Source organism: Streptomyces sp. NPDC088747 (genome assembly GCF_044751025.1).
Taxonomy (GTDB): Bacteria; Actinomycetota; Actinomycetes; order Streptomycetales; family Streptomycetaceae; genus Streptomyces.
The window spans coordinates 1-26681 of record NZ_JBIVKZ010000027.1 but is presented as its reverse complement, the minus strand read 5'-3'; the positions used below and the strand labels follow the sequence as shown (position 1 = coordinate 26681).

Annotated in this window: 13 protein-coding genes and 4 pseudogenes; 9 read left to right on the top strand and 8 right to left on the bottom strand. The window is 68.2% G+C overall.

Translation table 11 applies throughout. From position 1 onward, the window contains the following. Positions 1-97 precede the first annotated feature (97 nt). From ACIP79_RS40780 to ACIP79_RS40760, 5 genes are read left to right on the top strand one after another with little or no spacing between them, the layout of a single operon-like run. Positions 98-958 carry a hypothetical protein gene (locus tag ACIP79_RS40780; RefSeq protein ID WP_401232595.1) on the top strand — a complete coding sequence of 287 codons (861 nt, stop codon included), beginning with the start codon at positions 98-100 and terminating at the stop codon, positions 956-958. 33 nt (positions 959-991) lie between these two features. After that, positions 992-2125 (top strand): hypothetical protein, encoded by a 1134-nt coding sequence (locus ACIP79_RS40775; RefSeq protein ID WP_401232593.1) that lies wholly within the window; start codon positions 992-994, stop codon positions 2123-2125. Next, on the top strand, positions 2122-3636 hold the full coding sequence (locus ACIP79_RS40770; RefSeq protein WP_401232590.1) for a hypothetical protein: 1515 nt from the start codon (positions 2122-2124) through the stop codon (positions 3634-3636). Before ACIP79_RS40775 ends, ACIP79_RS40770 begins: the two co-directional genes overlap by 4 nt. Beyond that, complete coding sequence (locus tag ACIP79_RS40765; RefSeq protein WP_401232587.1) at positions 3633-4964, top strand: AAA domain-containing protein; 1332 nt, start codon at positions 3633-3635, stop codon at positions 4962-4964. Before ACIP79_RS40770 ends, ACIP79_RS40765 begins: the two co-directional genes overlap by 4 nt. A gap of 34 nt (positions 4965-4998) precedes the next feature. Beyond that, positions 4999-7242: a Helicase associated domain protein gene (locus ACIP79_RS40760; RefSeq protein ID WP_401232585.1), complete on the top strand. Its 2244-nt coding sequence runs from the start codon at positions 4999-5001 to the stop codon at positions 7240-7242. A gap of 401 nt (positions 7243-7643) precedes the next feature. Here the strand turns inward: ACIP79_RS40760 and ACIP79_RS40755 are convergent, their stop codons facing one another. From ACIP79_RS40755 to ACIP79_RS40725, 7 genes are all read right to left on the bottom strand, one after another. After that, a complete protein-coding gene (locus ACIP79_RS40755; RefSeq protein ID WP_401232582.1) occupies positions 7644-8303 on the bottom strand; it encodes a DUF2290 domain-containing protein in 660 nt (219 codons plus the stop codon). Beyond that, on the bottom strand, positions 8290-10440 hold the full coding sequence (locus ACIP79_RS40750) for a DEAD/DEAH box helicase (protein ID WP_401232580.1): 2151 nt from the start codon (positions 10438-10440) through the stop codon (positions 8290-8292). Before ACIP79_RS40750 ends, ACIP79_RS40755 begins: the two co-directional genes overlap by 14 nt. A 124-nt stretch (positions 10441-10564) precedes the next feature. Next, positions 10565-11236, bottom strand: a complete 672-nt coding sequence (locus ACIP79_RS40745) for a hypothetical protein (protein ID WP_401232577.1) — start codon at positions 11234-11236, stop codon at positions 10565-10567. After that, positions 11233-14076 carry an RNaseH domain-containing protein gene (locus tag ACIP79_RS40740; protein WP_401232574.1) on the bottom strand — a complete coding sequence of 948 codons (2844 nt, stop codon included), beginning with the start codon at positions 14074-14076 and terminating at the stop codon, positions 11233-11235. The genes ACIP79_RS40745 and ACIP79_RS40740 overlap by 4 nt, the downstream gene beginning before the upstream one ends. Continuing rightward, on the bottom strand, positions 14066-17386 hold the full coding sequence (locus tag ACIP79_RS40735; protein WP_401232571.1) for a hypothetical protein: 3321 nt from the start codon (positions 17384-17386) through the stop codon (positions 14066-14068). The genes ACIP79_RS40740 and ACIP79_RS40735 overlap by 11 nt, the downstream gene beginning before the upstream one ends. Next, positions 17376-18542, bottom strand: coding sequence for a hypothetical protein (locus tag ACIP79_RS40730; RefSeq protein ID WP_401232568.1), 1167 nt, complete (start codon positions 18540-18542; stop codon positions 17376-17378). Before ACIP79_RS40730 ends, ACIP79_RS40735 begins: the two co-directional genes overlap by 11 nt. A 259-nt stretch (positions 18543-18801) precedes the next feature. Further along, positions 18802-22116, bottom strand: a complete 3315-nt coding sequence (locus tag ACIP79_RS40725) for a tetratricopeptide repeat protein (RefSeq protein WP_401232565.1) — start codon at positions 22114-22116, stop codon at positions 18802-18804. Positions 22117-22192: 76 nt separating this feature from the next. Between ACIP79_RS40725 and ACIP79_RS40720 the strand changes: the two are divergent. The 4 pseudogenes from ACIP79_RS40720 to ACIP79_RS40705 form a co-directional block, all read left to right on the top strand. Continuing rightward, a pseudogene (locus ACIP79_RS40720) lies at positions 22193-22347 on the top strand (DUF6192 family protein); the annotation flags it as partial. A gap of 101 nt (positions 22348-22448) precedes the next feature. Then, positions 22449-22604: pseudogene (locus ACIP79_RS40715) on the top strand (DUF6192 family protein); the annotation flags it as partial. Between the two features lie 76 nt (positions 22605-22680). After that, positions 22681-23096, top strand: a pseudogene (locus ACIP79_RS40710) (RacP protein). Between the two features lie 39 nt (positions 23097-23135). Continuing rightward, a pseudogene (locus tag ACIP79_RS40705) lies at positions 23136-23844 on the top strand (IS5 family transposase); the annotation flags it as partial. Between the two features lie 9 nt (positions 23845-23853). Here ACIP79_RS40705 and ACIP79_RS40700 read toward each other — a convergent pair. Further along, positions 23854-24351, bottom strand: coding sequence for a hypothetical protein (locus ACIP79_RS40700; protein ID WP_401232563.1), 498 nt, complete (start codon positions 24349-24351; stop codon positions 23854-23856). Positions 24352-26681: the final 2330 nt, after the last annotated feature.

Below are 26681 nucleotides of genomic sequence, written 5' to 3'. Positions count from 1 at the left end.
CACCTGCCCCAGGGGCAACTGACGAAGTGCCGGGAACTCTACAACAGGAATCACAGGAGAAAACTGGAAAAACTTGGAATGCGGTAGGGTGGCTGCCATGCACGAGCATCTGGACGCACTCGAACAACGCATGCAACAGCTGCAGCACGCCATGCGGCGCGCCCAACTGGCCCGTGACAATGACCAGGTCAAACAACTCCGCGACGAACTGCGGCGCATCCAGCGCGCTTGGGACGCCCTGTTCGCACAGGCCGAAGAGGGCGAGGAGGACAACGCGCCCGGCAACGGCGAGAACACCGCTGCCGCACGTCCCGCCCCACCGGAGCCGCAGACCCTGCTGCCCGCCCGCGAACAGGTCCACCAGGTCCTGACCCTGCTCGCCGTGCCCGCCGCCCCCAAACTCATCAGCACCGTCCACGAAGCCTTCTTCGCCGGCGCGCTGGCCCCCTCCCGGCTGACCAGCCTGCGCCGCGACGAGGAACGCTCCTACCGCAGCGCCCCCGGCGCCCGCCCCTACTACCTGTGCCCGGCCCTCACCTCTGACCTGCTCTCACCCGCCCGCGGCCTGCTCACCGTCAGCACCTGGTCCCTGGAACAGCGCATCGTCGGCCCGCTCAGCGCCCGCGTCCACTTCCTCACCAGCGCCCTGAACATCGCGGACGCCGCCGAACGCCTCGACGCCGACACGCTGCCGCTGCCCGCCCGCCAACTCCTGGCGCGCTACGCCCAGAACATCCCCGGCGCCCAGCCCTCCATACAGCAGCCCAACCATGCCCGCGCCCCCGTCGACCTGATACTCCTGCGCCGCGCCGCCGAGGACGAACTCACCCTGCACACCGCAAGCGACACCACCAGCCGCACTCAGGCCGCCGCCCGGGCACGCAGCCAACTCGACGACGCAGCACTGCTGTTCGGCGGGCCCTTCCAGTCCGCCCGCCGCCTGCGCTCCGTGCCCTGACCGCCTGCGCCTCGCACCTGCCAAGGAAACTTCGTGAGTCTGCTCAACGACCGGCTCGACGTACTGCGCGGCCCCGCCCCCGCCAAAGGGCACGACGCCCGCACCCTCGCAGCCCTGACCACCAACCCCGGCTGCACCCGCCGGGCCCTGCTCGACGCCGCCGGCGTCGACAAGGACGCCATCGCGGTCCACCTCGGCAAAGGCCGCCCGCTCGCCAAATCATCCATCGCCCTCAGAAGCGGAGCCACCTTCGAACAACAGGTCAAGGCCGACGGCTGCGCCGAACTGCTGCGCCTGCTGCGCGACGTCCTGAAACTGCCGCTGCCCGAAGCCGCCCACACCGACCTGGCCGTCGTCGGCACCCAGGACGCCTCCCACCAGGTGCGCTACACCCACACCCGCAACGCCGTCCTGGAAGCAGCCCGCTCCACCAGCCCCGCCCGCACACTGCTGGACCACCCCATCCTGCAGCTGACCGTCGCCGGCACCCCCGTCTACCTCGAGCCCGACGTCGTCGCCTTCCAGATCGACGGCGTCTTCCACATCATCGAGATCAAGTCCTTCGCCGTCGTCGACCAGCAGGCCAGCCCGGCGAAGGTGGCCGCCGCCGTCACCCAGGCCGCCGTCTACATCCTCGCCCTGCGCGAACTCCTCGAAAAAGAAGGCATCGACGGCGACAAGGTCTCCCACGACGTCATCCTCGTCACGCCCACCAACTTCACCCGCCGGCCCACCGCCAGCGTCGTCGACGCCCGTAAGAAGATCGCCGCCCTCACCCGCCAGTTCGACCGCCTCACCCGCATCGAGCCGCTCCTCGACGCACTGCCGGACCACACCACCTTCGACCTCGCCCTCGACCAAGACGACCGGCCCACCCGCGACCCCAAGGAACTCACCGCCGCCCTCCAGGCCACCACCACCCGCTACACCCCCGCCTGCCGACACTTCTGCGACCTGGCCTACGTCTGCCGCGGCGAAGCCCGCGACGACGGACTGATCGACGTCCTGGGCAGCGACATCCGCGACGACCTCGGCGGCGTCGACCACATCGGCACCGCCCTGCGCCTGGCCGACAACACCCGCACCCCCGCCGCCGACCAGGCCGACCTGGCCGCCGCCCTCAGACACGCGCACACCGTCCGCACCCAACTGAGGGAGTCCGCATGAGCCGACTGTCCACCCTGCTGCGCCTTGAGGCAGCCGAGTCCCAAACGGTGCAGGACGCCAGCATGATCGGCCACTTCCACCTCACCGAGCACCCGCTGATCTTCCTGCCACTCAACCGCTCCGGCACCGAAGCGACCCTGCTGGCCGTCATGTTCGGCGACGACCCGGCCCGCCCTCACCTCCTCGTGGCTCCGCCCAATGGCCGGCCCACCGCGTTTCTGGAAGAACTGGCCGACCGCATCCTCACCCACATCGACAGCTTCCAGAACACCGAACACCTCCCCGCAAAACGCAGTAAGCCCGCCCGCGAGCGTCACACCCACGCCCCCCAGCTCTTGGTCGCCAACCGCAAGACGATCCCCTACATCCGGCAGCTGGGCCGTTCCCTGCGCTTCACCGACCCGCCCGAGGGCAGCGACCCGGCCCGCAGCGTCGGCCGCCTCGGTCAGTGGCTCACCTTCTTCGCCGACCACGCCGAACACCCCGGCTCTGCCTTCCTGCTGGCCCTGACCGACCTGCTGACCACACGCTGGATCACCGGACAGAGCAGCCTGGAGGACGAACACCTGGCCGCCCTCCTCGCCTGGATCGATCCGCCCCCCGGCACCACGGGCCTGAGCGCCGCCATCGAGGCCGAAAACCCCCAAGTGCCCGGCCCCGACGGACAACTGCGCCGGCCCGCCGGCCCCGCCACCGACCCATCCTTCGACAGCCTCGAACTCGACCCCCTGCTGACGGCCTACAACAAAGCCGCCAAAGAGGGCAACACCGCCATGATGGCCCGGCTCACCGACCGGCTGCACACCCTCCTCCACCACTACCTCACACCCACCTGGGACGACGCCTGGCACGCCCTCGGCCTGCTCCGCACCCTGCCCCGCACCCAGGACTCCCAGCACCGCTGGGCCGCCGACCGCGACCGCTTCACCGCCTACCGCAGCTACCTCGCCGACGACGGACGCCCCCAGCCCGCCAAGGACGACCCCGTCTCCGCCGCCCGCCGACTCGCCCGCATGGAACTCGCCCAAGGCGCCTTCAACGCCCACCGCGCCCTGGAGGACCGCTTCTTCATGGCCGAGCGGCGCACCACTGGAGAAGCCCTCGCCGGCACCGTCACCGACACCGACCCCCACCACACCGTCCCCGGCGCCAGAGGAGACCTGCTGCGCCCCCGCCTGACCCTGCACACCACCGACCCGGTACGCCTGGACATCGGAAGCCTGCTCGCCGGCCCCCACAACCCGCGCGTGCACCTCGCCGTCCGCGCCATCACCCCCCGCGACCACGGCACGGACCTCCTGCTGGAAGTCACCACCCTCACCGGCACGGTGAACAAACCCCGAACCGACTCCGTCCCCGCCGCCGGCGACCTGCTCGAGCTCACTTTCGCCCCCGAATTCTTCCGGCGGCCTCCGTTCCCCAGCCGCGAGAACACCCCCTGGACCCACGGCGGCCCCCAGCACAACCACCCCGCCGCCATCCTGGAGACGGCCGAGGAGCCCCAACCATGACCCAGCCCCCGATCCCGCCCGCGGAACTGGCCAACGCCGCCGTCACCGACATCCTCACCGCACTCACCAGCGGCACTACTCAGCCCCTCGTCGTCGACTCACCCCCCGGCGCCGGAAAGTCAACCCTCGTCGTCCGCGCCGCCCGTACCCTCGCCGCCGCCGGAGAGCGCTGCATCATCGTCGCCCAGACCAACCACCAGGTCGACGACCTCCTGATCAGCCTCGCCGACCCCGCAGCCCCCCAACTGCGCCTGGGACGCCTCACCGGAGGCACCTACGAGGTACCCGAAGACGTCCTGACCCTGCCCGGCACCATCATCAGCAAGGACATCAAAGACGTCCTCTCCTGCGACGTGATCATCGCAACCGCCATGAAATGGGCGTACGTCGACGGACCCCACTGGCAGTGGGCCATCATCGACGAGGCCTACCAGATGCGCTCCGACGCCCTCCTGCTGATCGCCAAGCTCTTCGACCGCGCCCTCCTGGTGGGAGACCCCGGACAGCTCGACCCGTTCTCCATCGTCAGCACCCCCCGGTGGACCGGTCTGCCCCACGACCCGCTGAACAACGCCGTCACCGTCCTGACGAACCACAACGACGCCACCCTCCACACCCTCCCTGTCTCCTGGCGTCTTCCCCCCTCGGCTGCCGGAATCGTCTCGCGGGCCTTCTACCCCTTCACCCCCTTCCACCCCGGCACCGCACCCGCCGCCCGCACCCTCACCCTCACCACCCAAGGCCTGCACGACCGCTGCGACGCCACCGTCGAGGAAGCCGCCCGCGCCGGCTGGGCCCTGCACGAACTCCCACCCCGGCACACCGGACGCATCGACGCCGAGGCCGCCCACGCCACCGTCGCCCTGGCATCCCGCCTCCTGACCCGCGGAGCCGATGCCGTGTGCGAAAAACACCCCGGCGGCCGCCGGCTCAAGCCCACCGACATCGCCATCGGCACTGCCCACCGCGAACAAGCCCGCCACATCCAGCAACTGATCAACCACACCCCCCACGCCCGGGGAGTGCGCGCCGACACCGCCAACCGTCTGCAGGGCCGCGAATTCGCCGTCACGATCATCCTGCACCCGCTCTCCGGCCGCCGTGACGCCTCCGCCTTCCACCTGGAAGCCGGCCGCCTGTGCGTGCTGGCCTCACGCCACCGCCACGCCTGCATCATGGTCGCCCGCGCAGGCATCACCGACCTCCTCGACCGCCACCCCTCCAACGACCCCGTCCCCCTCCACGTCCCCGCCAAATTCCCCGACGGCTGGGAAGCCCACCAGCACGTCCTCGACCACCTCTCCCAGCACCGCGTCCCCGCCGCCTGACCAGCCCCCTCCTTCCGGAAGTCGCCCACTGCCCATGGCACCCACCGAGCTGACGCTGCGCCCTCACCAGAAAGACGCGGTCGCGGCAGCCACCCGGACCCTGACCCAGCACTCCCGCGCGAGCGTGATCGCCGCCTGCGGCACCGGCAAGACCCTGATCGCCGCCCGCATCGCCACCCGCATCACTCCCCGCGGCCACGTCCTTGTCCTGCTGCCGACGCTGGACCTGCTGGCGCAGACCATCCGATCCTGGCGTGCAGCAGGCCGCAAAGGACCAGCGGTAGCGGTGTGTTCGGCCCGCCAAGCCCTCGACCACGAACCGGTCAGCGCCGACGTGCCCATGACCACCGATCCCGGTGAACTGGCCGCCCACATCCGCGAGACGGAGCAAGGGCCGGTAACCGTCTACGCCACGTACGCCTCCCTGCCCGCTGTGGTCACCGCGCACCACGTCTACGGACTGCCCGCCTGGGACCTGGTCGTGGTCGACGAGGCGCACCGCACGGCCGGCCGTCTCGGCAAGGCCTGGGCGGCGATCCACCACGACGACCAGGTCCCGGCCACGCGCCGCCTCTACCTGACTGCCACCCCCCGCATCTGGGACCCCGACAGCGACCAGGGGGAGGAGGCGGTGGCCTCCATGGACGACGAGAGCCTCTTCGGCCCCGTCGCCTACCGGCTGACCCTCTCCGACGCCATCGACCTCGGCCTGCTCGCCGACTACCAGATCCTCGTCCCCGTCGTCGACAACACCGACCTGCGCGACTGGCTGGCCACCGGACCCGGCGCCGGCGCCGACGGACTGCGTCTGGCTGGCCGCCAGGTCGCCGTCCTGCGCGCCATCCACGACCACCGGCTGCGCCGCATCCTCACCTTCCACCACCGCGTCGCCGACGCCCGCGCCTTCGCCACCTCACTCGCCGACACCGCCACCACGCTGCCGGCCGAACTCCGCCCACAGAAACTGTGGGCGGACTGGATCAGTGGCAGCCACGCACCCCAGGTACGCCGCCACCTGCTCCTGGAATTCGCCTCCCACACCGACCCGCAGACCCCCGCGGTCCTCTCCAACGCCCGTGTCCTGGGGGAGGGCATCGACGTACCCGCCATCGACGCCGTCGTCTTCGCCGACCCCAAGAACAGCCCGGTCGACATCATCCAGGCCGTCGGCCGTGCCCTGCGCCAGGACCCCGGCGCAGGCAAGAAGGCCACCCTCATCGTCCCCGTCTACCTGACCCCCGGCGAAGACCCCGACGATCTCCTCGGCGCGGACGCCTACACCCCGCTGTGGCGCACCGTCCAGGCCCTGCGCGCCCACGACGACCGCCTCGACGCCCGCCTCGCCGACCCGCGCACCGACCGGCCCACCCTGGCGCCCGAGGACCCCGACGCCTGGCTGCACTTCGACCGCCCCACCCGGACCGAGGAAGTCGCCCTCGCCCTGTCCCTGCGGGTGCTGGCGCCCAAGAGCGCCGAATGGCGCCGCGGCCTCACCACAGCCCGCCGCTACCACCGCACCCACCACCACCTCGACGTCCCCCAGGCCTACGAAGACCCCTCCGGCTACCCCCTGGGCCGCTGGCTGACCTGGCAGCGCCACCTGCACACCAGCGGCGCACTCGACCCGGCCCGCACCCATGCCCTGGAACGTCTCAGCATTATCTGGGACCCCCGGCAGCAGGCCTTCGACCGGGGCCTGGCCCACGCCACCGCCTATGCCGCCCGCCACGGCGACCTCGCCGTCCCCCTCGACGAGGTCAACGACGGCTATCCGCTGGGGCGTTGGCTGGCCACGCAGCGCACCCGCGCCGACCGCCTCGCCCCGGAGCGCACTGCTGCCCTCACAGCCCTGGACCCGTGGTGGAATCCGCCGTGGCCCTTCACCTGGCAACGGGCCTACCACGACGCGCGTCGGAATCTGGAAAGAGCCGGGACAGCGAAAGCGAGAGAGTGGCTCGACACCCAGCAGACCCGCGCCGACGACCTGCACCCCGGCCAGCTCGATCTCCTCACCCAGCTGGGATGCGACCAGGCGCGCGAGCCCGGCACCTCGACACAGCGCAGCCGGCAGCCCGCACGTGAACGCGCCTTCCAGCGCGGGTTGGCTGCCGCACGGTCCTTCCTCGAACGGGAGGGCCACCTCGACGTGCCCCAACGGCACATCGAGACCCTCGAAGGCGACCCCGTGCGCCTGGGGCAGTGGCTGAGCAACGTGCGACGCCGCCGTTCCGTTCTCGGACTTCAGCGTCAGGCGGCCCTCGCTGAGCTCGGCCTATGAGCGGACGAGGAGGTAAAAGCGACTGCCGGACGGAGCTGGAACGCCATGGCATGGCCGACCGCGGCCGGGCCGTGCCGCCAGGCGCCCGCTTCCTGGTTGCTCGGTCGAACGCCAGGTCTCGCTGTCGAGGCCCCAGGCGGCACGGGAGTTTCCGGCGCTCCTGGACGCATCAGCTGATGTGTCCAGACGGGATGCGCGGAGTGCGGGCGCCCTAAGTGGAACCATTCGATAATTTGTTCGCTTTGTAGTGTTTGTCAGTGTCAGCTTCTAGAGTGTGCCGTCCTCCGCGCAGTTGTCCCGGCCCGCCGGTTGGACAGCCTTCGCCGTCGGCCAGCGGCACTTCATCCAGGCTCTCCGTTTCGCCCGCGCAGGCGGAGACGCTCCTGGTGGAAACGAAAGACCTACTGCCATGCCAGGTGAGGGCTCGTGCGGTCGTTCTCGGTGAGGGTGCGCTCGCCTATGTGGCGTGTGGCTCCCCCCTCGAAGTAGCGGCGGTGGGCTGCCCACAGATCGGCGTAGAAGTGCCGGAAGACGAAGTCGGCAAAGCGGCCGACGTGCATGGGCGCGGCGCAGGCGATCCGGCAGTGCGCCGAGTTGATCGTCAGATGCGCGGCGGGGTGTCCCGGTGCGGCGGACTCGGGGTCGTAATCGAAGCGAACCGCCGAGTGCAGCACCATGCTGGTGGGGGTGTCGACCACGTAGATGTCGACGACATCGAGCAGGGATTCAGCGCGGACCAGATCCGGGTCCATGCGATAGGGCGCGGGTATGTAGGCGAGCCGGTGGCCGGTAATCGATCCTCCTTCCACGTCGTAGGTGAGCTGCAGCAGTGCTCCGTCGAAGAGGTAGGCCGAGAAGGCGCCGGCCGCCACCCACCGGCGGTAGTCCTCCAGACCGGGGTCTCCGCGGTGGGTGAGGAAGGGCAGGCTGGGATCCAGCGAGTGCCACGACACTCTGGTGCCGCTGATGGAGACCTGGTTGATGAACACGGCGATCTCTGCGTTGAGCAGGTAGTCCAGAAGGTTGTTGATGTCGTCGCGGACGGCTCTAGGCGTCGTCACCCGGCAGCTCTTCCCTCAGCTTGGTCATCAGACGCGTGCGCAGGGCAGGGGGGATGTCACCGAGGTCGATCTCTTCTGCTTCGTAGGCTTCCATGAACATCTGCAGGCCTTCGGTGGCCCGTTTCACAGAAGCGCGGCCTTGGGGCGACTGGTTGCGGTTCACCTGCCGCATCTGATCCAGCTCTGCGCGGCTGGGGATGGTGAATTCCAGCTGGAAGTTCTTGTTCCGGACGGTGTCGACCTCGCGGGAGATGACGTCCATGGCGTCGCCGTAGCCCACGATCCGTACCCAGGCCCGGCTGCGGGTGATGGCGGTGAAGAGCGTGTTGCGGCGGGTGACGGCGTTGTAGTCGTGTGCTGCATGCTGAGCGTCGACGACGTAGACCATCGGTGCCTCGTTGCCCTTGGCGCGGTAGATATGCGCCAAGGCGACGGAGTCCCTGACGAAGACGGTGTCCGCGCTGGTGCTGACCCCGACCAGGTGAGAGGCGATTCCGTGTTCACGCAGCGTCCGCATCAGCCGCGGGGCGCGGGACTTGGCGCGGTAGACGTCGGGCAGGACGATCAGGATGTCGTCGTGCTCCAGCTCGTCCTCGGCCAGATTTTTCCGGACCTCCTGAGCCACCCAGATGTCCTGTGCTTCCTGACTGTCGAACGCCTGCATGACGACGGCATCGTCCACGCGCAGCTGCTCGCGGAAGTAGGGAGGTGCGCTGCTGTCTTTGCGCCTGAGAGCTACGTGGGCGCCGAGAGCCAGTTCACCGTGCACTGTCTCGTAGCCGATGTCGGCCCACAGGGCAGGGTCGTCGAAGTGCTGCAACAGGCTGCCCTCCCGGTAGGCGCCGATGCCCAGAGCATGAGCGGTGGCCAGGGCCCAGGGAGTGTTGCGGTAGCAGACGGGCAGGACGACGTCCTTTCGCGGCTCCTTGTCCCGGTTGACGATGCTGACCAGACTTTCCCCCTCGGGGCCGGTGCCGAAGAGCTCATCTGTGCTGGGCATAGCCGATTCGGACAGTTTCTGCAGCTCGTCATAGCCCCACACGATCCGCTTGGGGTCCTTGGTGAAGTGATAGACCAGCTGGAAGAACTCCGGGGGAAGATCCTGGGCCTCGTCGATGAGAACGACGTCGAACACGGGGTCCGGACGGGTTTCCTTCACAATGGTCAGCAGCTCGCGGCAGACCCCTTGGAAAGCGTCGTTCATCCCGTAGGTGGCACGGGCATAGTTCCAGTCCCTTGCCGTGGTCCCGGCTGCGCGGGCCATCTCGCTGTAGAGGCCGGCCCGTGAGGCAGAGCCCCACGAGTGCATGATCTGGAGGTATTCCTCGTCGGGGCGGTCGTTGCTGTACTCAAATGCGAACCGTGTGACGAGATTGTCGATCTGCTCGTGCAGCGCGCGGGAGTAGTACGTGAACGCGATACGCCACTCGGGGTGTTGAGTGTGCAGGTAGGCCGCCTTCAACGCCAGGACCACGGTCTTGCCCGACCCGGCAAGGCCACGGATGCGCTGCGGTCCCTCCGGAGTCTCAATGGCCGCCTTCTTCTGCCATTGGTCCAGGTTGGCTATCCCCGCCTCAATGACCTTCAGGACAGCGCCGCGAGAAGCGTCGTCCCGCACCGAGGCACGCTTCTTGACCGGCTTGATGGTCGTGACACGCTGCAGCGCCGCTTGTACGGCCCGCTCCAGGAGTTCATCCAGCCCCCGCAACCGGCCGATCTGTGACGCCACATCCTGCAGATCACAGTAGATGCTGCCCTCGGCGTCAGACGCCGGAGCCTCCACACGGCTTGGAAACACTGTCACCGTGGTGATGTCCACCGCGAGTGAACGGCGCCGGCGGAGCGCGCTGTGTTTGCTGAGGGTGCTGTCCAGCACGTCGTAGAGCCGGTCCTGGCGAGCCTGAGCCGTCTCCCACTCCGCCGCATTCTGGGGAACTGACTCAGGCAGCAAGAACGCGACCAGACCGTGCGCCTGACTGACCATCAACGCATCCACTTCGACGGTTTCGTCAGCCGTCGCCAACACTGGATAGCCGAGGTACACCGTTCCTTCGTCGGCCACCTCTCGTAGCTGCTCCGCCAGCAACGAGGCACGGATCCGATTCCGGCTCTCGCCATACACCACTTGCAGGGACATTCGTGGCACAACTCCATCGAGGTCGTCGGGGGGTGAGGCTTCCGGTCCCGCCTGGCCCCTGACCGTCGTGCGGACACCTCATCCTAGTGACAGGCTTGCATGCCGCTAGCCGGTCCAGTAGGCGTCAGATGCCTTCGCCTGCCGCACGGTTGGCGTGCGAGGCGAGGTACGCGCGCCCGGCCGGGGTGAGGCGATACTGCCAGGCGCTGGCGTCCTCGATGTAGCCGTGGCCGCCCGGGCCGAGCCGCCGGGCCCCTACGCGCCCGATGGCGATCTTGGCGAGGGTCTGTCCGGGAGCGGTGGCGACGGTTTCGAGTGCTGCCTGCAGCCAGGGTGGCAGCAACGATGAATCCGTGGTCTGTTCGGCCGGCTCGGGTCGCAGGGCCCGCCCGGCGGCCCGGCCGGAGCGGGTGAGGCGGAGCTGAGTATGCCGGATCGGGCCGGTGGGGCTGTCCTGCGTCACGCGCCTCACCTCGATGAGCCCACGGCGCTGCAGAGCGGCCAGCGTGGCACCGGCGCCCGCGTCGAGCACATGACGCCGGCCTAGCTGCTGCTGCACCGGGGTGGCGTCGGCCATCGGATGGTCGACGCCGTAGGTGATCCACCGCCACTGCTCGGCCGGTTGCCGCTCCCCGGTGGTATGCCAGCGGCGTTTCTGTGCAATTTCGTTGTCCTGGTCGATCGTGAACAGCACCTCCAGGTAGGTCTGCTGGCGCTCGTTCAGGCTCCGGAGACGTCCGCCCGCACCACCCGGCTGCTCGCCGTGCGGCGCGGGCGGTGTGGGCGGCGGCGTCATGAGGATTCCGGCTGCTCGATCTTTTCGAGCTGGTGGGAGGGGAGCACCACGCTGCCGAGTTTGTAGGCCAGGTGCAGTTCGATGGGAAGCGTCACGGGATCGGCGAAGTGCGCGGCCGCGGTGCGGCGCTGGTGAGCCAGAGCCGCCCACGCAGCGGCAGAGTCGTCACTCTGCTTGACCGCCACGAGCAATTCCAGCAGCTGCGGGTTCCACACGTCCTTGCACGCGTCGATCTTCTGCACGATTTCCCTGTCACGGTTCCTTCCCTCGTGCCATTCCAGCCGGGAACCGCCCGGGCTGCCGGGTCCTGCGGTCTTGGGCTTGTCGGCGGTGGCGAAGAACAACCTGTCATTGTTCCTGCTGGCCCACAGTCCGCCGCCCACTCCCACCCGCTCCTGCGGGCCGGCCATGCCGTAAGCGAAGTGCTGTGCGCTCTCGTCCCGGACGTTGGTGCGCAGCCGGATGTGCCGCAATCCCTTGTACCGGTCGGCATCGAGGGGCCGGTCGGGGTGGAACGCGAGCCGGTCGGCGACCATGTTCGGATTGGTCAGCGCCGGGCAGGCCGAGCGGATGTTCTGTGCCAGGGTGAACAGGGCGAGATCCCCGCCGTCGCAGGACTCGGCCACACAGTCGGCAAAGAAGTTCTGGATGTCCTGCTTCTCAAAGGTGCGTGGTCTGGTCCAGCCGGCCAGTTGGACGGAGGCCTCATGGTAGGTGAGCCAGCCAGAGTGGGGCAGACGTACCATGACGTTCGGCCGGTCGGGCATGCTCGCCACCGCCAGAGGCATGACGGTCCTGAAGTCGCCAGTGCGGCGTACCATCCACAGGCCCAGGCAGGCAACGTCGGTCAGCGGATGTTCTGTGGTGCCTTGCCGAGCCGGATGCCGGATCAGTCCGTTCTGCCGGATCAGCAGATCACCGACTGCCCTGCGAGTGCGCTCCCGCTGACTCTTGGCACTCCCTGTCTCCGCCTGCGCGCCGTCGCTGCCGTCCCCAGGGCCGTCATCCGGCGCGGCCGCGGAAGGCGGCAACAGGTTCTGAGTGATCGCAAAACAGCCCGCCGCCCCGGCCCGAACGGCCATCTTCGGATCGTGATCGGCGGAGGTGAACCCGTCGGCACCGCGCATCTCCACCAGGACGAAGCGGGACGTCACCCCCGGCTCGGGCTGTCCCAGCGAGCTGCGGACCTGTACCTGGCGACTGACCCCGGCGTCCTTGAGCCGGTCGTTGCGACGCTTGATCTGCTCGTTCACCGCCAGGTCGTCGGCGATCGCGCCCACCGGCGACACCCGCAACAGCACGTCAAGTTCGGGCAGCGTGTACGTCTGCTGCCACTCCTGGACCTGACCGGGCTGGTCTGCCGCGTCCAGCGGCAGGTCCAGGGCGAGAGCAAGCGCGCCGAGGGCCTCGTCACGCATGGTGGCGGTATCGCACCACAGCACGATCTCGATCCGGTTCCCGGCAGCTGCGGCGAGCGCGCTGCGGTCGATCCGCAGTAGCTCCTCGGCGGTCGGGCGCGAACGGGCGGGAACCGGCACACGCACATGGGGTTCGTCAGCTGTCGCGAAGTCCTTCAGCGCGGGCACCAGCTGACTGAAGATGCGCCACTTGTCCTTGGCGGAGACGCCGTCACCGATGGCGTGCCCGGTGTTCTTTCCCAGCCCGGGCCGGTAAGGGACGCCCGCGATCGGCTCCCGGGGCAGGCCGTCGTTGTCGGTGCCGGGTTCCAGGAAACCGAGCGGGTCGTGGGCGAGCTCGGCGGGGTCGGGCAGGAAGTCGAACGAGCCCAGGCGCTTCAGCGTGGGGACCAGGTCGTCGGCCCACCCCATGAAGCCCTGCTTCTTGCCGGCCGGGCCACGTTTCCAGGCCATGGAAGCCAGCCCGAACGGGCTGCTGGCATCCGCCCAGGGAGAGGGGGAGAACAGATGCACGCCGATGCTCCGCTTCGGATCGAACACGTTGTACCGGGCCCAGCGGCGCATCCCGACCCGCACGTGCAGCCGGGGCTGTGTCGCATCTTCCAGACTTCTGGTCTGCACCGACAGCCGCAAGGTGTAGGACCAGGGATACCGCACCTTCCCCTTGCTCTCGTACACGTAAGGCGGCCAGGACACCAGTTCCGCTCCGTCCCGGGAGGCCGTGCGCCGCCACCGGGTCGTGTGCACCGCCCCAACCGTTACGCCGTCCTGCGCGTTCTCCTCGCACCACTGCCCGCCACCGTCTTCGCCCGTGCTGGTGGTGCTGTCCTCGCGACTTTCGTCTGCTGGATCACCGTGAACGACGTGCCAGTCCGTCAGACACAGATGGGTGGCCAGCGCATGAGGTACCAGGCTGTAGTCGGCACTCTCCGGGGAGGCACCCGGCTTCAGGCCGAGGGTCTTACGCGTGAACTTCAGATCCTGCCCGCTGAAAGTCTCCAGAATGCCGGCCAAGACTTCCGTGTTGATCGCCGCCGGGCGCCCGTTGCGCTGCGCCATCTCGTTGCGGTGCGTCGCGGCAGCCATCAGCCCGCCCTTGACGAACTCCACCAGCAGAGCACGGTCCGGGGCCTTCTCGTGCGCGTTCGCCGACCATGCCAGCCACATCTCGCCCCGCCGGGCGCGCGCGTCATGAGTGAGGACCTGCGGCATCAACGCGGCGATCGCACTGTTGACCGCCCACAGGGGGATGCCCCGTTGTTCTTCCTCGCTCTCATCCTTCGCGGTAGTCGGCCGGAAAACCTGCTCGCGCAAGGGCTCGGCCCACTGCGCAGGAAACTCGCACGCCCAGTACTGCGCCAGGTCATGGTCAGCGAAGGACTGCAGCACAAGAGAGAGAGGTTGCAGGAAGTCATAGCGCACGATGTTGCTCCACAAGGGTATGCAGGGACTGTCGAAGAGGCCGGTACAGCGGCCCGGCGATCGCCTCATCGGGCCCCTCGAGGGCCTCGTTGAGAGCGTCGAGCATGCCGACGAGCATGCTGTCGTCGTGCCGGGGGTCAAAGGCGGCGTCGCAGAAGTACACCCGGGCCGAGGTCCCGCCACGCAGCATCCTGCCGATGATCTGGTCCAGCGGGACGATGTTCGTCCAGTCCATGGCACGCCGCTGAGCCGAGTGAGGATCGGTCGCCGTGTACTGCAGCGTGCCCTCGAGCAGGTTGAGCCAGGTACGCCGGGCCAGTTCACGAAACATCCTCGCCCGCTCGCCCAGCGTCGTCTCGGGGCCGGCCGAGGGGACGGTCCGCTGGATTTCCTCCACAGCCCACCGGTTCATCGTCTGCACGTGATAGCTGAGATCCTCGGGGTGCAGGTGGGGGCGGACCAGGTAGAACGCCGCTCCCAGAGCGGCGACATGGTCGTCGTTGAGGATGTTGTGGCCGCGTTCGATAGCCAGCTGAGGTGCGATCAGGATCCATGCGTCCTGCTGCTTGGCCATCGCGTGCACCTTGCCGCGGGCGATGGTCTGACGGCTCCAGTGATGGCTGCCGGAGTCGTCGTCGGGCACCATCTGCAGGATCTGGTCGGCCCATTCGGGCCGGAGCCTGATCAGGTGCCGCAGCACTTCCTCGGCCTCCCGGTAGCTGCCCACCAGCAGCATGACCCGCTGCCGTCCTTCGGGCAGCTCGTCCCGGATCTCCTCCAGCGGGCTCTTGCGCGGCCCGCGCAGCCCCTGCTGCCGCCCGCACAATCCCGCCAGCAGCTCCCGCAGCGCCTGCAGCCGGTCCTCGCCCTGCTTTCCCGACACCCGCACCGCGAACGTCGTCCCGCTGGAGGAAAGCATCCTGACCGGCAGGTATTTGAGCATGATCCGCCGGTGCAGAGGCACCTTGTCGCCCATGCGGGAGGCCAGGATGCCGGCAACGGGAACCTGGACGTCATAACGCGGTGAGTTCCCCGCCCAACTGGTTGCCGACAGCAGCAGACACGCCGGCCCCGGCCCCTCCTCGCCGACCGGGTTCTCATACAGATGCGGCAGGTTCAGCAGCAGCCAGCGGCCGATGCCCGAACAGCGGAAGAACGACAGCGTCCCGATCTGCTCCATTGCCCCCTCATGCTCCCGGTACTGGAAGCCCAGCAGGTTGCCCATCGGGGAGTCCGGCACCAGCGGCAGGTACTCGGCCGGCGGGCGGTGCACGAGGCTGGAGCCCATGGCCTCCAGCCCGGTCTCCATCTCCACCTCCCAGCACGCCCGCGTCAGCAGAGCCAGCTTCTCGGCGAGCAAGGCAACGACCATGGTCACCTGGAACCGCACCGCGAGCCGTTCCAGCGCCTGCTCCCCACCGAGCACGATGTCCGCCTGCCCGTGCAGCCACTCCACCAGCTCCTGCGTCACCAGGCCCGGCGACTGGTATCCGCGCGCGGTCAGATCACGCAGAAACGAAACCTTCGCATCCGCGCCCCGGTAACGGCCGGCCGGGTTGTCGAGCCACGCCGCAAAGACATCCCGCCACCGCTGGCGGCACTCCTCGTCCGCATCCCACAACGCCGGCTGCTCCCGCTGCTGCGTGCCGTCCTGCATCGCGGGACGCGGCCGGCGTGAGATCTCACCAGCCAGCCCCACCGCCAGCCGCCACTCGTTGAAGTAGCCCTGGCTCAGCCACTCCCGCACGTGACTGTGCTCGGCCAGCAGACCACGCAGGTGCGTCACCAAAAGCCCCGCCGCACTGATGTCGAGAGACCAGTCCCGCACCGGCTCGCTGAACAAGTGCTGCCCACGGGTATGGCGCATGTGCCGCTCGAACAGCGGCCGCACCTCGTCCAGCCAGGCGTCCTCACCCGGCCCGGCCAACGCCTGCGAGGGACTGAACGCCTGGTCCCACTGGATCTGCACCCGGTCGGCCTCGTCCACCACGAACGCGTCGCTGCGCTGCCAGGCCAGCTCCAGATACCGCATGTCGTGCCGCAACAACTGCTCAGGCACCCGGCAGTGCATCAGACTCGCGGGCGTCGCCACCCACACCGTGGCATCCACCAACTCCCGCGCCGCCTCGTGCCGCCCGCACACCGGCAGCAGCGAACAGTCCACCGCCGTCTCCCGCTGCTGCTCAGCATCCTCACCGCTGCTCCACGGCCGCAGCCGGCGCACGCAAGGAGCGTCCTTCAACGCCAAGGGCTCGGTCAGCTCCGCCACACCCTGCAGCACGCACCCGGTGGAGATCCACCGCAGCCGCGGATCCTCCAGCAGCACCAGCCCCCGGGCGTGCGCGTCCGCCGGACGGTGCACCTGCTGCAGATGCCGGCCGCGGTTGGCAGCCCCCAGGATCGGAGCCGCCCTCACCCCGTACCGGCACAGCGCGGTCACCATGTCCAAAACGGCCACGACATCCCCGAGAACCACCGTCAGTGTGTGCCGCCGGTGCGGCTCAGCACACGCCCACACCGCCGCCACCGTGATCAGCGTGGTCTTGCCGACGGCCGGCATGCCCACCACGTGCATCACATCCGCCAGAACCAGCGTCCTCGACTTCCGCAGCCGGCCGTTGCCCTGACGCACCAGCAGATACAGATCATCGATCCGCCCCCGCCAATTGTTGTCCCGGCCCAGCCCCGCATCCACCGCATCCATACGGTCCGCAGTCGCCTCGAGCGCCGCCCAGCGCAAGGTCACCTTTTTGCGCTGCCGCCCCGTCCGATGCCGCTGCGCGGGCAAGGGCGTCATCCCCTCCGGGACCACCACACTGGCGTCCCCGCGCCCCATCCGGTAGCGCACCCCCTCCTCGGCAACAGGCACCCGCAGCTCACGATGCTCCGGCAGTGTCGCCAAAGCCTGCGCATACACCTGCTCCCGCTCCGACGCCACCGCCACCGATATCCGCCGCTCGGGGGGCCGCGACGGATCTTTCACATCGAACAGCCGCAGCATCTCCGGCAGCGCCTGATACGACTGCAGAGCCTTGCCCCACTCGCTCGGGCTCTTCAGCTCGCTCACCAGCCACCGCAGCGCCGCCGAACTCGGCACCGCCCGCTGCTCCTGCGTACGGAACTCATAACCGACCATCAGAGCCCAGGCATCGTCGGCCGCCGCCTCCGCAGCCCATGCCTCGAGCGCGAACAGCCCGAGCTCCACAGACGCCAGCAACCGCACATCCACACGGCCCAGGCCGTTGCTCTTGGCCGCCCGCTTCAGCTTCTGCCCCAGCTTCCGGTACCAGCCACTGCGGTCACGGGCCACAGACAACCTCCCCCATCACACCCAGATCGGGGCAGGACGCGACCAGGTCGTCGTCGCAGACCACACCGATCCGAGGCTGCGCCTTCAACGCCTCGCTGCGCTGCACGAGGATCTTCACGTAGCGGCGATTGGCACGCAGACGGTCCTGCGGAATGACCAGAAAACCCTTGCGGTATGCGTGCGGATCTCCCGGACCCCAGTTCGGAAACGCCTTGACCCGCCGGGCCAGCAGATAGGGACTGTGCCAGTCCTTCACATCCACCCCGACGCTGTATCCGCCGGGCCACACCGCCACAAGGTCCAGCGCGTCCAGTTTCGGATACAGCACCACCCGTGCCCCTCGCGCCGCCAGCCGCCGCGCGAGATCCAGCTCCGGCCTGCCCGGCAGCGCCACGAACCGCACCAGTTCCGGCTCCAGCCGCCGTGCTCCCCGTGCCTCCGCCCAGACCGGCTCCGGGAGGTCGTGCCGATACACGCACCGCCACACCCGGCACCGCACCCGGCCGTCCGCCTGGGGGGCGATCCACTGCCCGCACCCGCTGCAGACGGCCACCCGCCCGTTGACCACCGTCTCCGCCGTCACCGGCCCGTAGGACTCCTCAAGCCAGGTCGCCCACTGCGGCACGTCCAGCACCGCGTTCTTCGCCGCCACGAACTCCTGCGGCCCCAGCACCGCATGCTCGGTGACGAACAAACGCCACCGCGCATACAGTTCAGGCCGCCCCAGCAAGGCCGCGGTGTCCTTGACGTGCTTGACCAGCGCACTCTCGTGCACCTCGGACACCACGTCCCTGGCTGCAACCGCCCACTCCAGGCAGAACTCGCTCGGCTCCCCGCCGATGAGGAGCCGCTCCCCGCTCACCTGCGCATCAGGATCGACTGCCAAAGGCCAGGAATCCACCGACAGTTCGGCGCACCAGACCCCCACCAGATCCTGCACACCCACAGGACCGTCCCTGCCCGCCCGCACACACAGGGCCGACAGCCGGTCTAATCCCAGCTGCAGACTGCGGTCATAGGGATGCTGAAGCTGACGCACCCCCGCCCAGCCCCGCATTCCCACAAGCCCCGACGCCACCAGGCTCAGGACCATCTCGCCGGCACGGACTGCACTGGCACGCCCGGAATACACCGGGCCGATCTGCTTCAGACTCACCCGCCACACGGTAGACGCCGCCACTGACAGTCACCGGATAAACCGAGCAGTAACCCCCGGTGAACTGCCACATTCTCCCGTCGAGCCGCCGTAACGGGGTACGCTGCCTTCCCGCGAACGCGCGCCCCCTACCGAGGTTCTGGCTGCAGCGACGGGATCCGGACATGGCGTGAGCCAAACTACTGACGGCCAGACACACCGCGCTCCCGGGGATGCCAGGCCCTCACGCCGTGCCTCATACGACACCCTGCCGCCCTCGTCAGGGGCCTGCTGCCGTCTCCGCATCCCCGAGACCGCGAACCTGAGCCCGCCAGAAGGCGAGGTTGCCTTCGATGACAGATATGTGGGGGTCATTGCCACCCAGAATCCGCTGCGCAATGGAGAGCATCCGGGCCAGAACACGCACAGCCTCCTCCGGACGGCCCGCACGCCCCTGCCACATCGCGAACTTGTCGAGAACCGGCAGGACGCCGAGGTGCTCGGCACCGAGGTACCGCTCGATACGAGCAATCAGATCCCCGTAAGCCTCGATCGCCGCGCGCATGTCTCCGGCGGCTGCGCACCAGTCGCCCAGATCCTCGATGACCTTCACCGTGCTGAGATGCCCGGGGCCAAGAACCCGCTCCAGATCGGGACGCAGCCCGCGAAGCCCTGCGATCGCCTCGTGAGGGTCTCCCGCTTCACCGCACATCACGGCAAGGCTGTGACGCGTCTCGAGAACGCCCGCATGATCCTCGCCGAACACATGCACCTGGTCCTGAAGCAGAAGTTCCAGCACAAGCACGGCGTCACAGGGTCTTCCCGCCTCACCCAGACACAGCGCGAGGCTGTAACAGGAAACCAGCGTGTCGGGGTGCCGCGGGCCCAAAATACGGGTCCGGTCCGCAGCGACAGCCTCAAGTTCTGCAACGGCCGCGACGGGGTCCGTCCCGGCCTGCAGCCGGGCGAGATTGTGACGGGCGGCCAGCAGCTCGAGAGGATCGCCCTCGAAGACGTCGCGCATGTCGCGGATCAGCCCCCGGTAGCCGGCGACGGCCTGGTCCGTGTCACCTGCTGCAGCCTGCCAGCGCCCAAGGCTCTGCCGGGAGGTCATCACATCCGGATGCCGGGGCCCCAACGCCGCGGTCTGCACCCGCACAAGCGCCTCAAGCAGCTCAACAGCCTGGGCGGCATCCCCTGTCTCGCCGATCCACCGGGCAAGGTTGTGACGGGCCATCAGAGTTCCCTGGTGATCACCGCCGAACTCCTCTTCCATGGCAGGGAGCAGTTCGCGGTAGGCCACGACCGCCTCCGCAGCATTGCCTGCCACACCATTCCAGTAGGCAAGATTGTGCTGCGTCGTGAGAATTACCCTCCGCCCCGCCCCGGCACGCCGCCGTCCGGCGAGTACGTCGGCAAGGGCGGTAACCGCCCCGGGTGCGTCTCCTGCATCCCCGCGTACCACCGCCAGTTCGTGACGGGCCGACAACGTCTCGAGGGCGCCCGATCCATACACGCGCCGGTAGTCGGCCTCCACACCCTCCAAAGTCGCCACTGCCTCCGCGAAATCCGCCGACTTGCTCTGCCAGCGGCCCAGCATGACGCGCGCGACCAACGTAGAAGAATGATCAGCCCCTAGGTACCCAATAGCCCTTGGAACCAGCGCTTCGAAATGGTCACGTGCCCACGCGGTGCTACCGGACTCACCCGCACTGTTGCCCAGCCGGAACAGAACGGCATAAGCGCTCTCGTCGGACCACAACGGATTGCTGTCCGTGCCTTGGTCGAGATCGGCCAGCGAACCAGCACTGGCCCGCAGCCGCTGCGCCATGTCCTGGTCGTCTTCGGGGTCGGTCCAGATCTCGAGCAGAGCGCGTGCGGCGGCCGGCAGGACAGCGGGCGCGCGCTGCTGCCAGGCCTCGCCTTCAGAGCCGGGCACGCGATGCTCGCGGACAGCACGCTGAATCAGTTGATGGACCTGCACCCACCAGGTGACATGGCTACTGCCCTGCACGACACGGTCGATCAGATGCAGACGGTCCAGCGTCGCCAACGTGAGCTCGGCCTCGAGCTCACCAACCTGCCTGCCTGCCTCACCGCGCTCGACCAGCCAGGCACAGGCTGCCTCGCTGAGAAAGAACTCCTCCGGTACCCCCGCGGCTCCATCGACAACGGCCGCCAGCTCCAGCATCGGCCTGGCGAGATTGCCGGTGTGCTGGTCGGCCTGGTCGATGGAGATGTCCCACAAAGCAGCCACCGAACTGCCAGCAGCACCACCCCGCACAGCAGGAATAAGCCGCTCGAGAGTCAGCCGACGATCCGCAAGCAGACGCCGATAACGAGCCACGCTGCAGGAGACGTTGTAGTCCAGGTACGCGGCGGCCCGCGACAGAGCCAGAGGAAGATGCCCCAGATCCTCGGCAAGTCCAGCAAGCGCCGCCACCGAATCGCTCCCGGCATCCGCGGGCCGCTGCAGCGCGCTGCGCAGGTAGGCGAGCGACTCAGCAGGGGTGAAGACCCCCACCTGCAGGAAGGCATGGCCGCTCAGTACGACGAGATCCCTCTCGCGGCTGCGCGTGGTCAGGATGACCCTGCCGTCACCAGCAGTGTGCTGAGGTGGCCAAAGGCCCTCCAGCACACCGGGGGAGTACACATCATCAAGAACGATCAACCACCTGCATTCCGTCGTCCGCAGCCAGTTGAGAAACTGGCGGGCCATCACCGCGGTGTCGTCGCCACGGGGTGCTACAGCCAGCATTCCGGCCGCCTGTGCATAAGCATCGGCCACATCCGAGGCACCGTGCGCCGTCACCCACAACAGCACATCGACACCGCGCGCGGCGTCGCTGACAGCGTCGTGGCAGTACCAGGCGGCCAGGCTCGTCTTACCCGCCCCTCCGGTACCGGTGATCACCCTCCCCTTTACCGGCACGGCCACGCCGCGCTCCGGTCCGTCGCCGTCCTCACGCCGTAATGCGCGTGCCAACGCTTCCTGGGACTCCCGCTCGACGAAGGCACTGCTCACATCCGGTACCAGTCCACAGCGCAGGCGTCTGCCGTCCCCTGGCGTCTGCGGTGCGCCGGTCCACCGGAGGTAGTCGCCGATTCCGTCGGCCAGCCCACTTTGTCCGACACCTGCCTCGGCGATGCGTTCAAGGAGGTACTCAGGGGCATCCTGCAGCGCATAGCGCACGAGATCGGGATGGGCCGCGAACTTGTTGTCCAGCCAACTGCGGCCCCGCCAATGGCGTACGAACGGGAACTTGACGCGCAAGCTGTCGAACCACCGCTGCTCGGCGGGGTTCGGGTCGATCGGCACGAGCAGATCCCAGTGGTCCGGTTGGTGGCGTGCCGCCGAAATCAGTGACCGTCTCACCTGACTGCGGCGCCCGGCATTCATCCGGCCGGTGAACGACTTTGCCTCGTACAGCACGAGTTCGCCGTTTTCCGTGTACTCGAACAGGTCCCGGCCGCCGTCCCCGCCGCTGCCGTCGACCGCTTGGGCCCGTTTCCGCAGGCGCAGCACCAGCAAAGTCACCACAGACTCCGACAGCGCCGAATTCTCGGCCAGTCTCTCCCACGGCACTCTCACCACACAGCCACTCTAGGGCCCCCTGTGACACCCACGGACGTTCCTTCCGCGCGGAGACGAAGAGAGACGGTTCACGGCGATCCTGACCCCACCCAGGGGCAAGGCCCGGTGGACGACGGACGAGGCCAGCCGGCGGACGGGCCAGAAGGTCGACCATCCGCTCTCATCGCAGGAGAAGATCACCCTCGCGATCCACTCGCTGGCCAGGACGACCAGGTCGCCGCGACGGTCACCGGTGACCTCTTGAGGCGTCCGCAGGTCGCAGCGAAAGTCCCGGCTGAGGACAAGGCCCGGTGGTCGAGGACACCAGCCCGGTCGTTCCGGTGGTGCGCAAGATGGAGCGGACCGCGGAGTTCCTGGACCTGGTCACCGCCTGTCATTCCTTTGTCGCCGCGGTCGGACGCACCGTTCCGGGTTTGCGTGGCCGACAGTTGAAGGAGGACGAAGCCGCTCTCGTGCACCAGAACGTGGCCTGGGTCACGGCCGCGCTGGACTGGATTGAGCAGGCCGTGGACACCGGCAAGGCCGACATGGACGAAGAGCTCACCCGCCGCGGGGCGAGTGATCGTGCCCCGGGCCTTATGGCGCCGGGGAGGAAGCGGCCAGACGTCACGCCGACACCGTCCGCTTCGTGCCTTCCGAGGCCTGGCACGCCGGGCTCGTCTGCCACCAGGTGGTCAGAGCCGGTTCCCTGACTCCCTCTCAGACCAGATCAGGCTGGCCGCCCTGCGGGACCAGATCGCGGAAAGAGGGGGGCCGCCCCTGATCTGGACCCGGTCCGACGGCTAACAACTCGGCCCCGAGCGGCCTGCGTTGAAGAACTACGAACGAGCCGTGATCAAGGAGAAGGTCACCGAGATCCGCCGGTTCACCACCGGCCCTCACGCAGCCACCCGCCCCGGCGACCGGTGGGGCCCCGCTACCTCGTCGCCCAGCTCAACTTCATCGAATCCACCCTCGGCCTCATCGACTCGACCGCCTGACCGCACCAGGCCCCACCACGGCTTTCCCTTGGGTGCCTCATCCGTCGACGTCGCTATCCCTCGGATTCCACCGACACGAATGGGGCTTGATCGAACCCCTGCTGCCGGTTCCGGTCTGCGAGACGCCGCGCGGCGGCCGGCCGGAGAAGCATCCCCACCGCGAAATCGTGGACGCGATCCGCTACGTCGTGAACACCGGCTGCAAGTGGAGGGCCATGCCCTCGGACTTTCCGTCTGGCGCACGGTCTGGGGCTTGATGGCGAGGTGGGCCGCCAACGGCATCGCCGGACAGATCCGCGACGAACTCGCCGCCCCCATTCGCCGCGAACTGGGCAGAGCCCCCGGGCCGTCGCCACCATCATCGACTCGCAGTCGGTCAAAGCCGCCTCGACCGTCACCCGCGAATCACGCGGCTGCGATGCGGGCAAAAAGATCAACGGGCGCAAGCGGCACCTCGTCGTCGATACCCGCGCTCTCCCGCTGCTGGTCATGGTCCCCCCGGCAGACCTCCACGACTCCGCTGCCGCGAAGGAAGTCTTCCGCCTTCGCATGATGCACCCCGAACTCACCATCGTCTGGGCCGACCGCGTCTATGCGGGCAAGCTCGTGACTTGGGCCTAACGCCACTTCGCCCTGACGGTCAAACCGTCAGCCGCCCCAAGGACACCCTTGGTTTCGTCATGATCTCCAAACGCGGGGGCGTCGAACGGAACCGGTCTGGATGGTGAACGCCTGCCGCCGCAACCGGTAGGCCGGATCAACCGGATCCCGCGGATAGCCGGGCCACCGGCCCGGTCGCCCGCGGATCTCCAGTCACGTCATACAGGCCCAGGATGCCGTCCAGCATCACCACCACAGGGCCCTCGGGATGGCGGGCGGCAAGACTCCACCAACTGGTGGTGACCCGCAGCACCTTCACGTCGCGGCCCGGCGGCCACGCGGGACGCACCTCTACGACATCCCCGCCGAGCTGGCCGGCCGCGTGTTCCTGCGCGACTTCACCCAGTTCCTGAAGCATCGCCACGGCGACAGGGTCGCTGGTCGCGGGCAACGCCCGGGCGGTATCCGTCAGCCGGACACCGGCTGGCTCCGGATCGGTGATGCCGTCGTTGTATTCGCTCCACAGATGCATCTCGCGGTGCTTCTCCAACGGCCACCACTGATACAGCTCCTCAACGATTCGCTCCATCGCCTCCCGGCGGAAAGCCGGCAGCTTATCCAGGAAGTCGTCACCACCACGCTGGGCACCATTCATAGAACTCAGAGTGACAGCACCAGCTCTCACCGGCTGCCCTTTCCAGGCCAAATCACCTATGAGGCCTGCAAACAGGCACTCATCAGTTCCCCGGAACGCAGCGGCACGACAAGCCGATCCGGCACCGTCGCCACCTCAGTCTGCTTTTGAAGCCTCATCAGAATCCGCGAACTCACCAGACATGGCCATCCGCGCCAGGAGCAACCGCAAACGGTCCGCACGTCCCGGCTCCCAAGCCGGCAGGAGCGTCCCTGATCCGGGGTCGATCTGCCCCCGCCACTGCGTGACGCGATCCCGCACGGATGTCTCCCACCCGTCCCAGTCCGCCCCCGGCAGACTGCTCATGACAGTCAGCCGCAACGGACACCCCAGCATCTCCAGGCGGCGCGTCAGCGCCGACACCTGTGCCTGCGTCCAGGCCAGCACCCGCCGCCCGCCCAGCGCCTCCTCCAACACTTCCACCCCCCTGCCAGGAGGACAGGCGCCCTTCGGCACCTGCCGGCTACGGACCCCGGCCATCCGTACAACCACATCCGCCAGCTTCACCCCCCGGCCGTCCACCGCCGTCACATGAGCCGCGGCCGCCGGACGCGCTCGCAGCGACGCCGTCCGGCCCCCCTCCACCATCTGGACCCACACCACCGCAACGCGGGAATCCTCCAGCACACCCCGCGCCCACCGGGCCAGCTCCCCGCGCCTCTCCCTCAACGACACCTGCAGAGCCGTCACATCACGCAGCCGCCAGCACATCGGGCACAGCCTGACCCTCTCACGCGCGACAAGAGGCCGATCAGAGCAAGCGCCGCAGCCCGCACACACGTGCATCTCACGGGTACGCCGGCTTGCCGCAGCCTCCAACTGCCGCGCAGACGATCCAGTCGGCTGAGTGGCCTCCACCACGTACAACCCCACCACTCCGCGACGGCCGCGGCGATACGTCCGCACGTAGCCGCTCACCCCGCCCACAGGCTCCCGTGGGAGATCAGCTGTCAGAAGTTGAGTCTTCGACGCCATAGACCACGGCACCTGCTCCCAGTCCTCGTACGAAACAGCCATCCATAACCTCCCAATATTCACAGCCAGTAATGGAGGAGCGGCCTCGAAGATAGCTCTAGATTTGAATTCACGCAATCACGGAAAAGCCCCTGAGCAGCCAATTTCAAGTTTACAAACTAAATTTTAACGCCCTGCTGAACCAACCCCCACCCCAATCCAGCCCGCAAAACATCACCTACAGTAACGACCTGATCCGCCCACCGTTCGTACTCCGCCAACGCCTCCACGGCCCCCAAATCCCGCCCCGCCCGTGCCACCACCACCCCCGGATACCGATCACGCCAATCCCGCAGTGCACAGACCGCCTCGGCCGACACCGACCAACACCCCGCCTGAACCCGCCGAGCCACCCCCACAGGAAGGCGAAAGGACACAGCTTCCGGATACCCACCGTCCCGAGCTCCCGGCCAACGCCCCATCGCTCCATCTCGACCTCCCGTCTTCGGCCACTCCCTCAACCACTGCCGCTCAACCAACTCATGGCGAACCCCGTACAAGACGAACGAGTCGACCGTGTCCAGCAACCGACCCTCCTCACGCAGCCCAGCCAACTCCACACGCCACCCTGCACGTACGACACCTGCCTCACGTCGACTCAGGCCCCGGACATCCCACCGGGCACCACGCTCCAACTCCTTCCGCACTGCACGATGACGAGCCACGACAGCCTCCAGTTGAGACCGCGTCCCCAAAGCCACCTTCACCGTCATAGACACCAAACCCTCATCAGTCACAACCTCAGACTCCCAGAAACGACATTCCGACACAGCGCAACGCCCCACGGCACACCCCATAGAGCCCCCTGGGCGTCAGCCCCTAAACCAGTGCTCGCCGACAGGCGAGCACTGGTTCCCACATGGAAGGGCAGTCACAACTTCCAAGCAACTGCAAGAAGCAAATACCCCTCAGTCCGGCGACAGCCGGACACCATTCCCGCTCCCCAACAAGGGGAGCGGGAATCCAAATAACTGTGCAAGTACCCCCTTATGACATCACCCGGCGCCGGCAGGCGCCGACACCTCACCCCGAACGAGCCCTCCCCGTCAGGGGAGGGCCCATCACTCTTGCCTGTCCTGCCGCCAGGCAGGACAACCCCGCTCGCTGAGCGGGCCGCCAGGCCCGCCAACACCCCTAGAAACCAACCAAGTTGGCCCGCCAGGGCCAACCCCGCACCGTACACACAGTCGTGCCGCCAGGCACGACGACAGCTACTTAACGGGCCGTCAGGCCCGTAGTTGGCCGCCAGGCCAACTTAAGAGCCGACAGGCTCTCCG

Bases quoted from the DNA above. Each gene is read 5' to 3' on its own strand.
- ACIP79_RS40780 (WP_401232595.1), top strand. From the start codon at position 98: ATGCACGAGCATCTGGACGCACTCGAACAACGCATGCAACAGCTGCAG.
- ACIP79_RS40770 (WP_401232590.1), top strand. From the start codon at position 2,122: ATGAGCCGACTGTCCACCCTGCTGCGCCTTGAGGCAGCCGAGTCCCAA.
- ACIP79_RS40765 (WP_401232587.1), top strand. From the start codon at position 3,633: ATGACCCAGCCCCCGATCCCGCCCGCGGAACTGGCCAACGCCGCCGTC.
- ACIP79_RS40760 (WP_401232585.1), top strand. From the start codon at position 4,999: ATGGCACCCACCGAGCTGACGCTGCGCCCTCACCAGAAAGACGCGGTC.
- ACIP79_RS40750 (WP_401232580.1), bottom strand. From the start codon at position 10,440: ATGTCCCTGCAAGTGGTGTATGGCGAGAGCCGGAATCGGATCCGTGCC.
- ACIP79_RS40745 (WP_401232577.1), bottom strand. From the start codon at position 11,236: ATGACGCCGCCGCCCACACCGCCCGCGCCGCACGGCGAGCAGCCGGGT.
- ACIP79_RS40700 (WP_401232563.1), bottom strand. From the start codon at position 24,351: ATGAATGGTGCCCAGCGTGGTGGTGACGACTTCCTGGATAAGCTGCCG.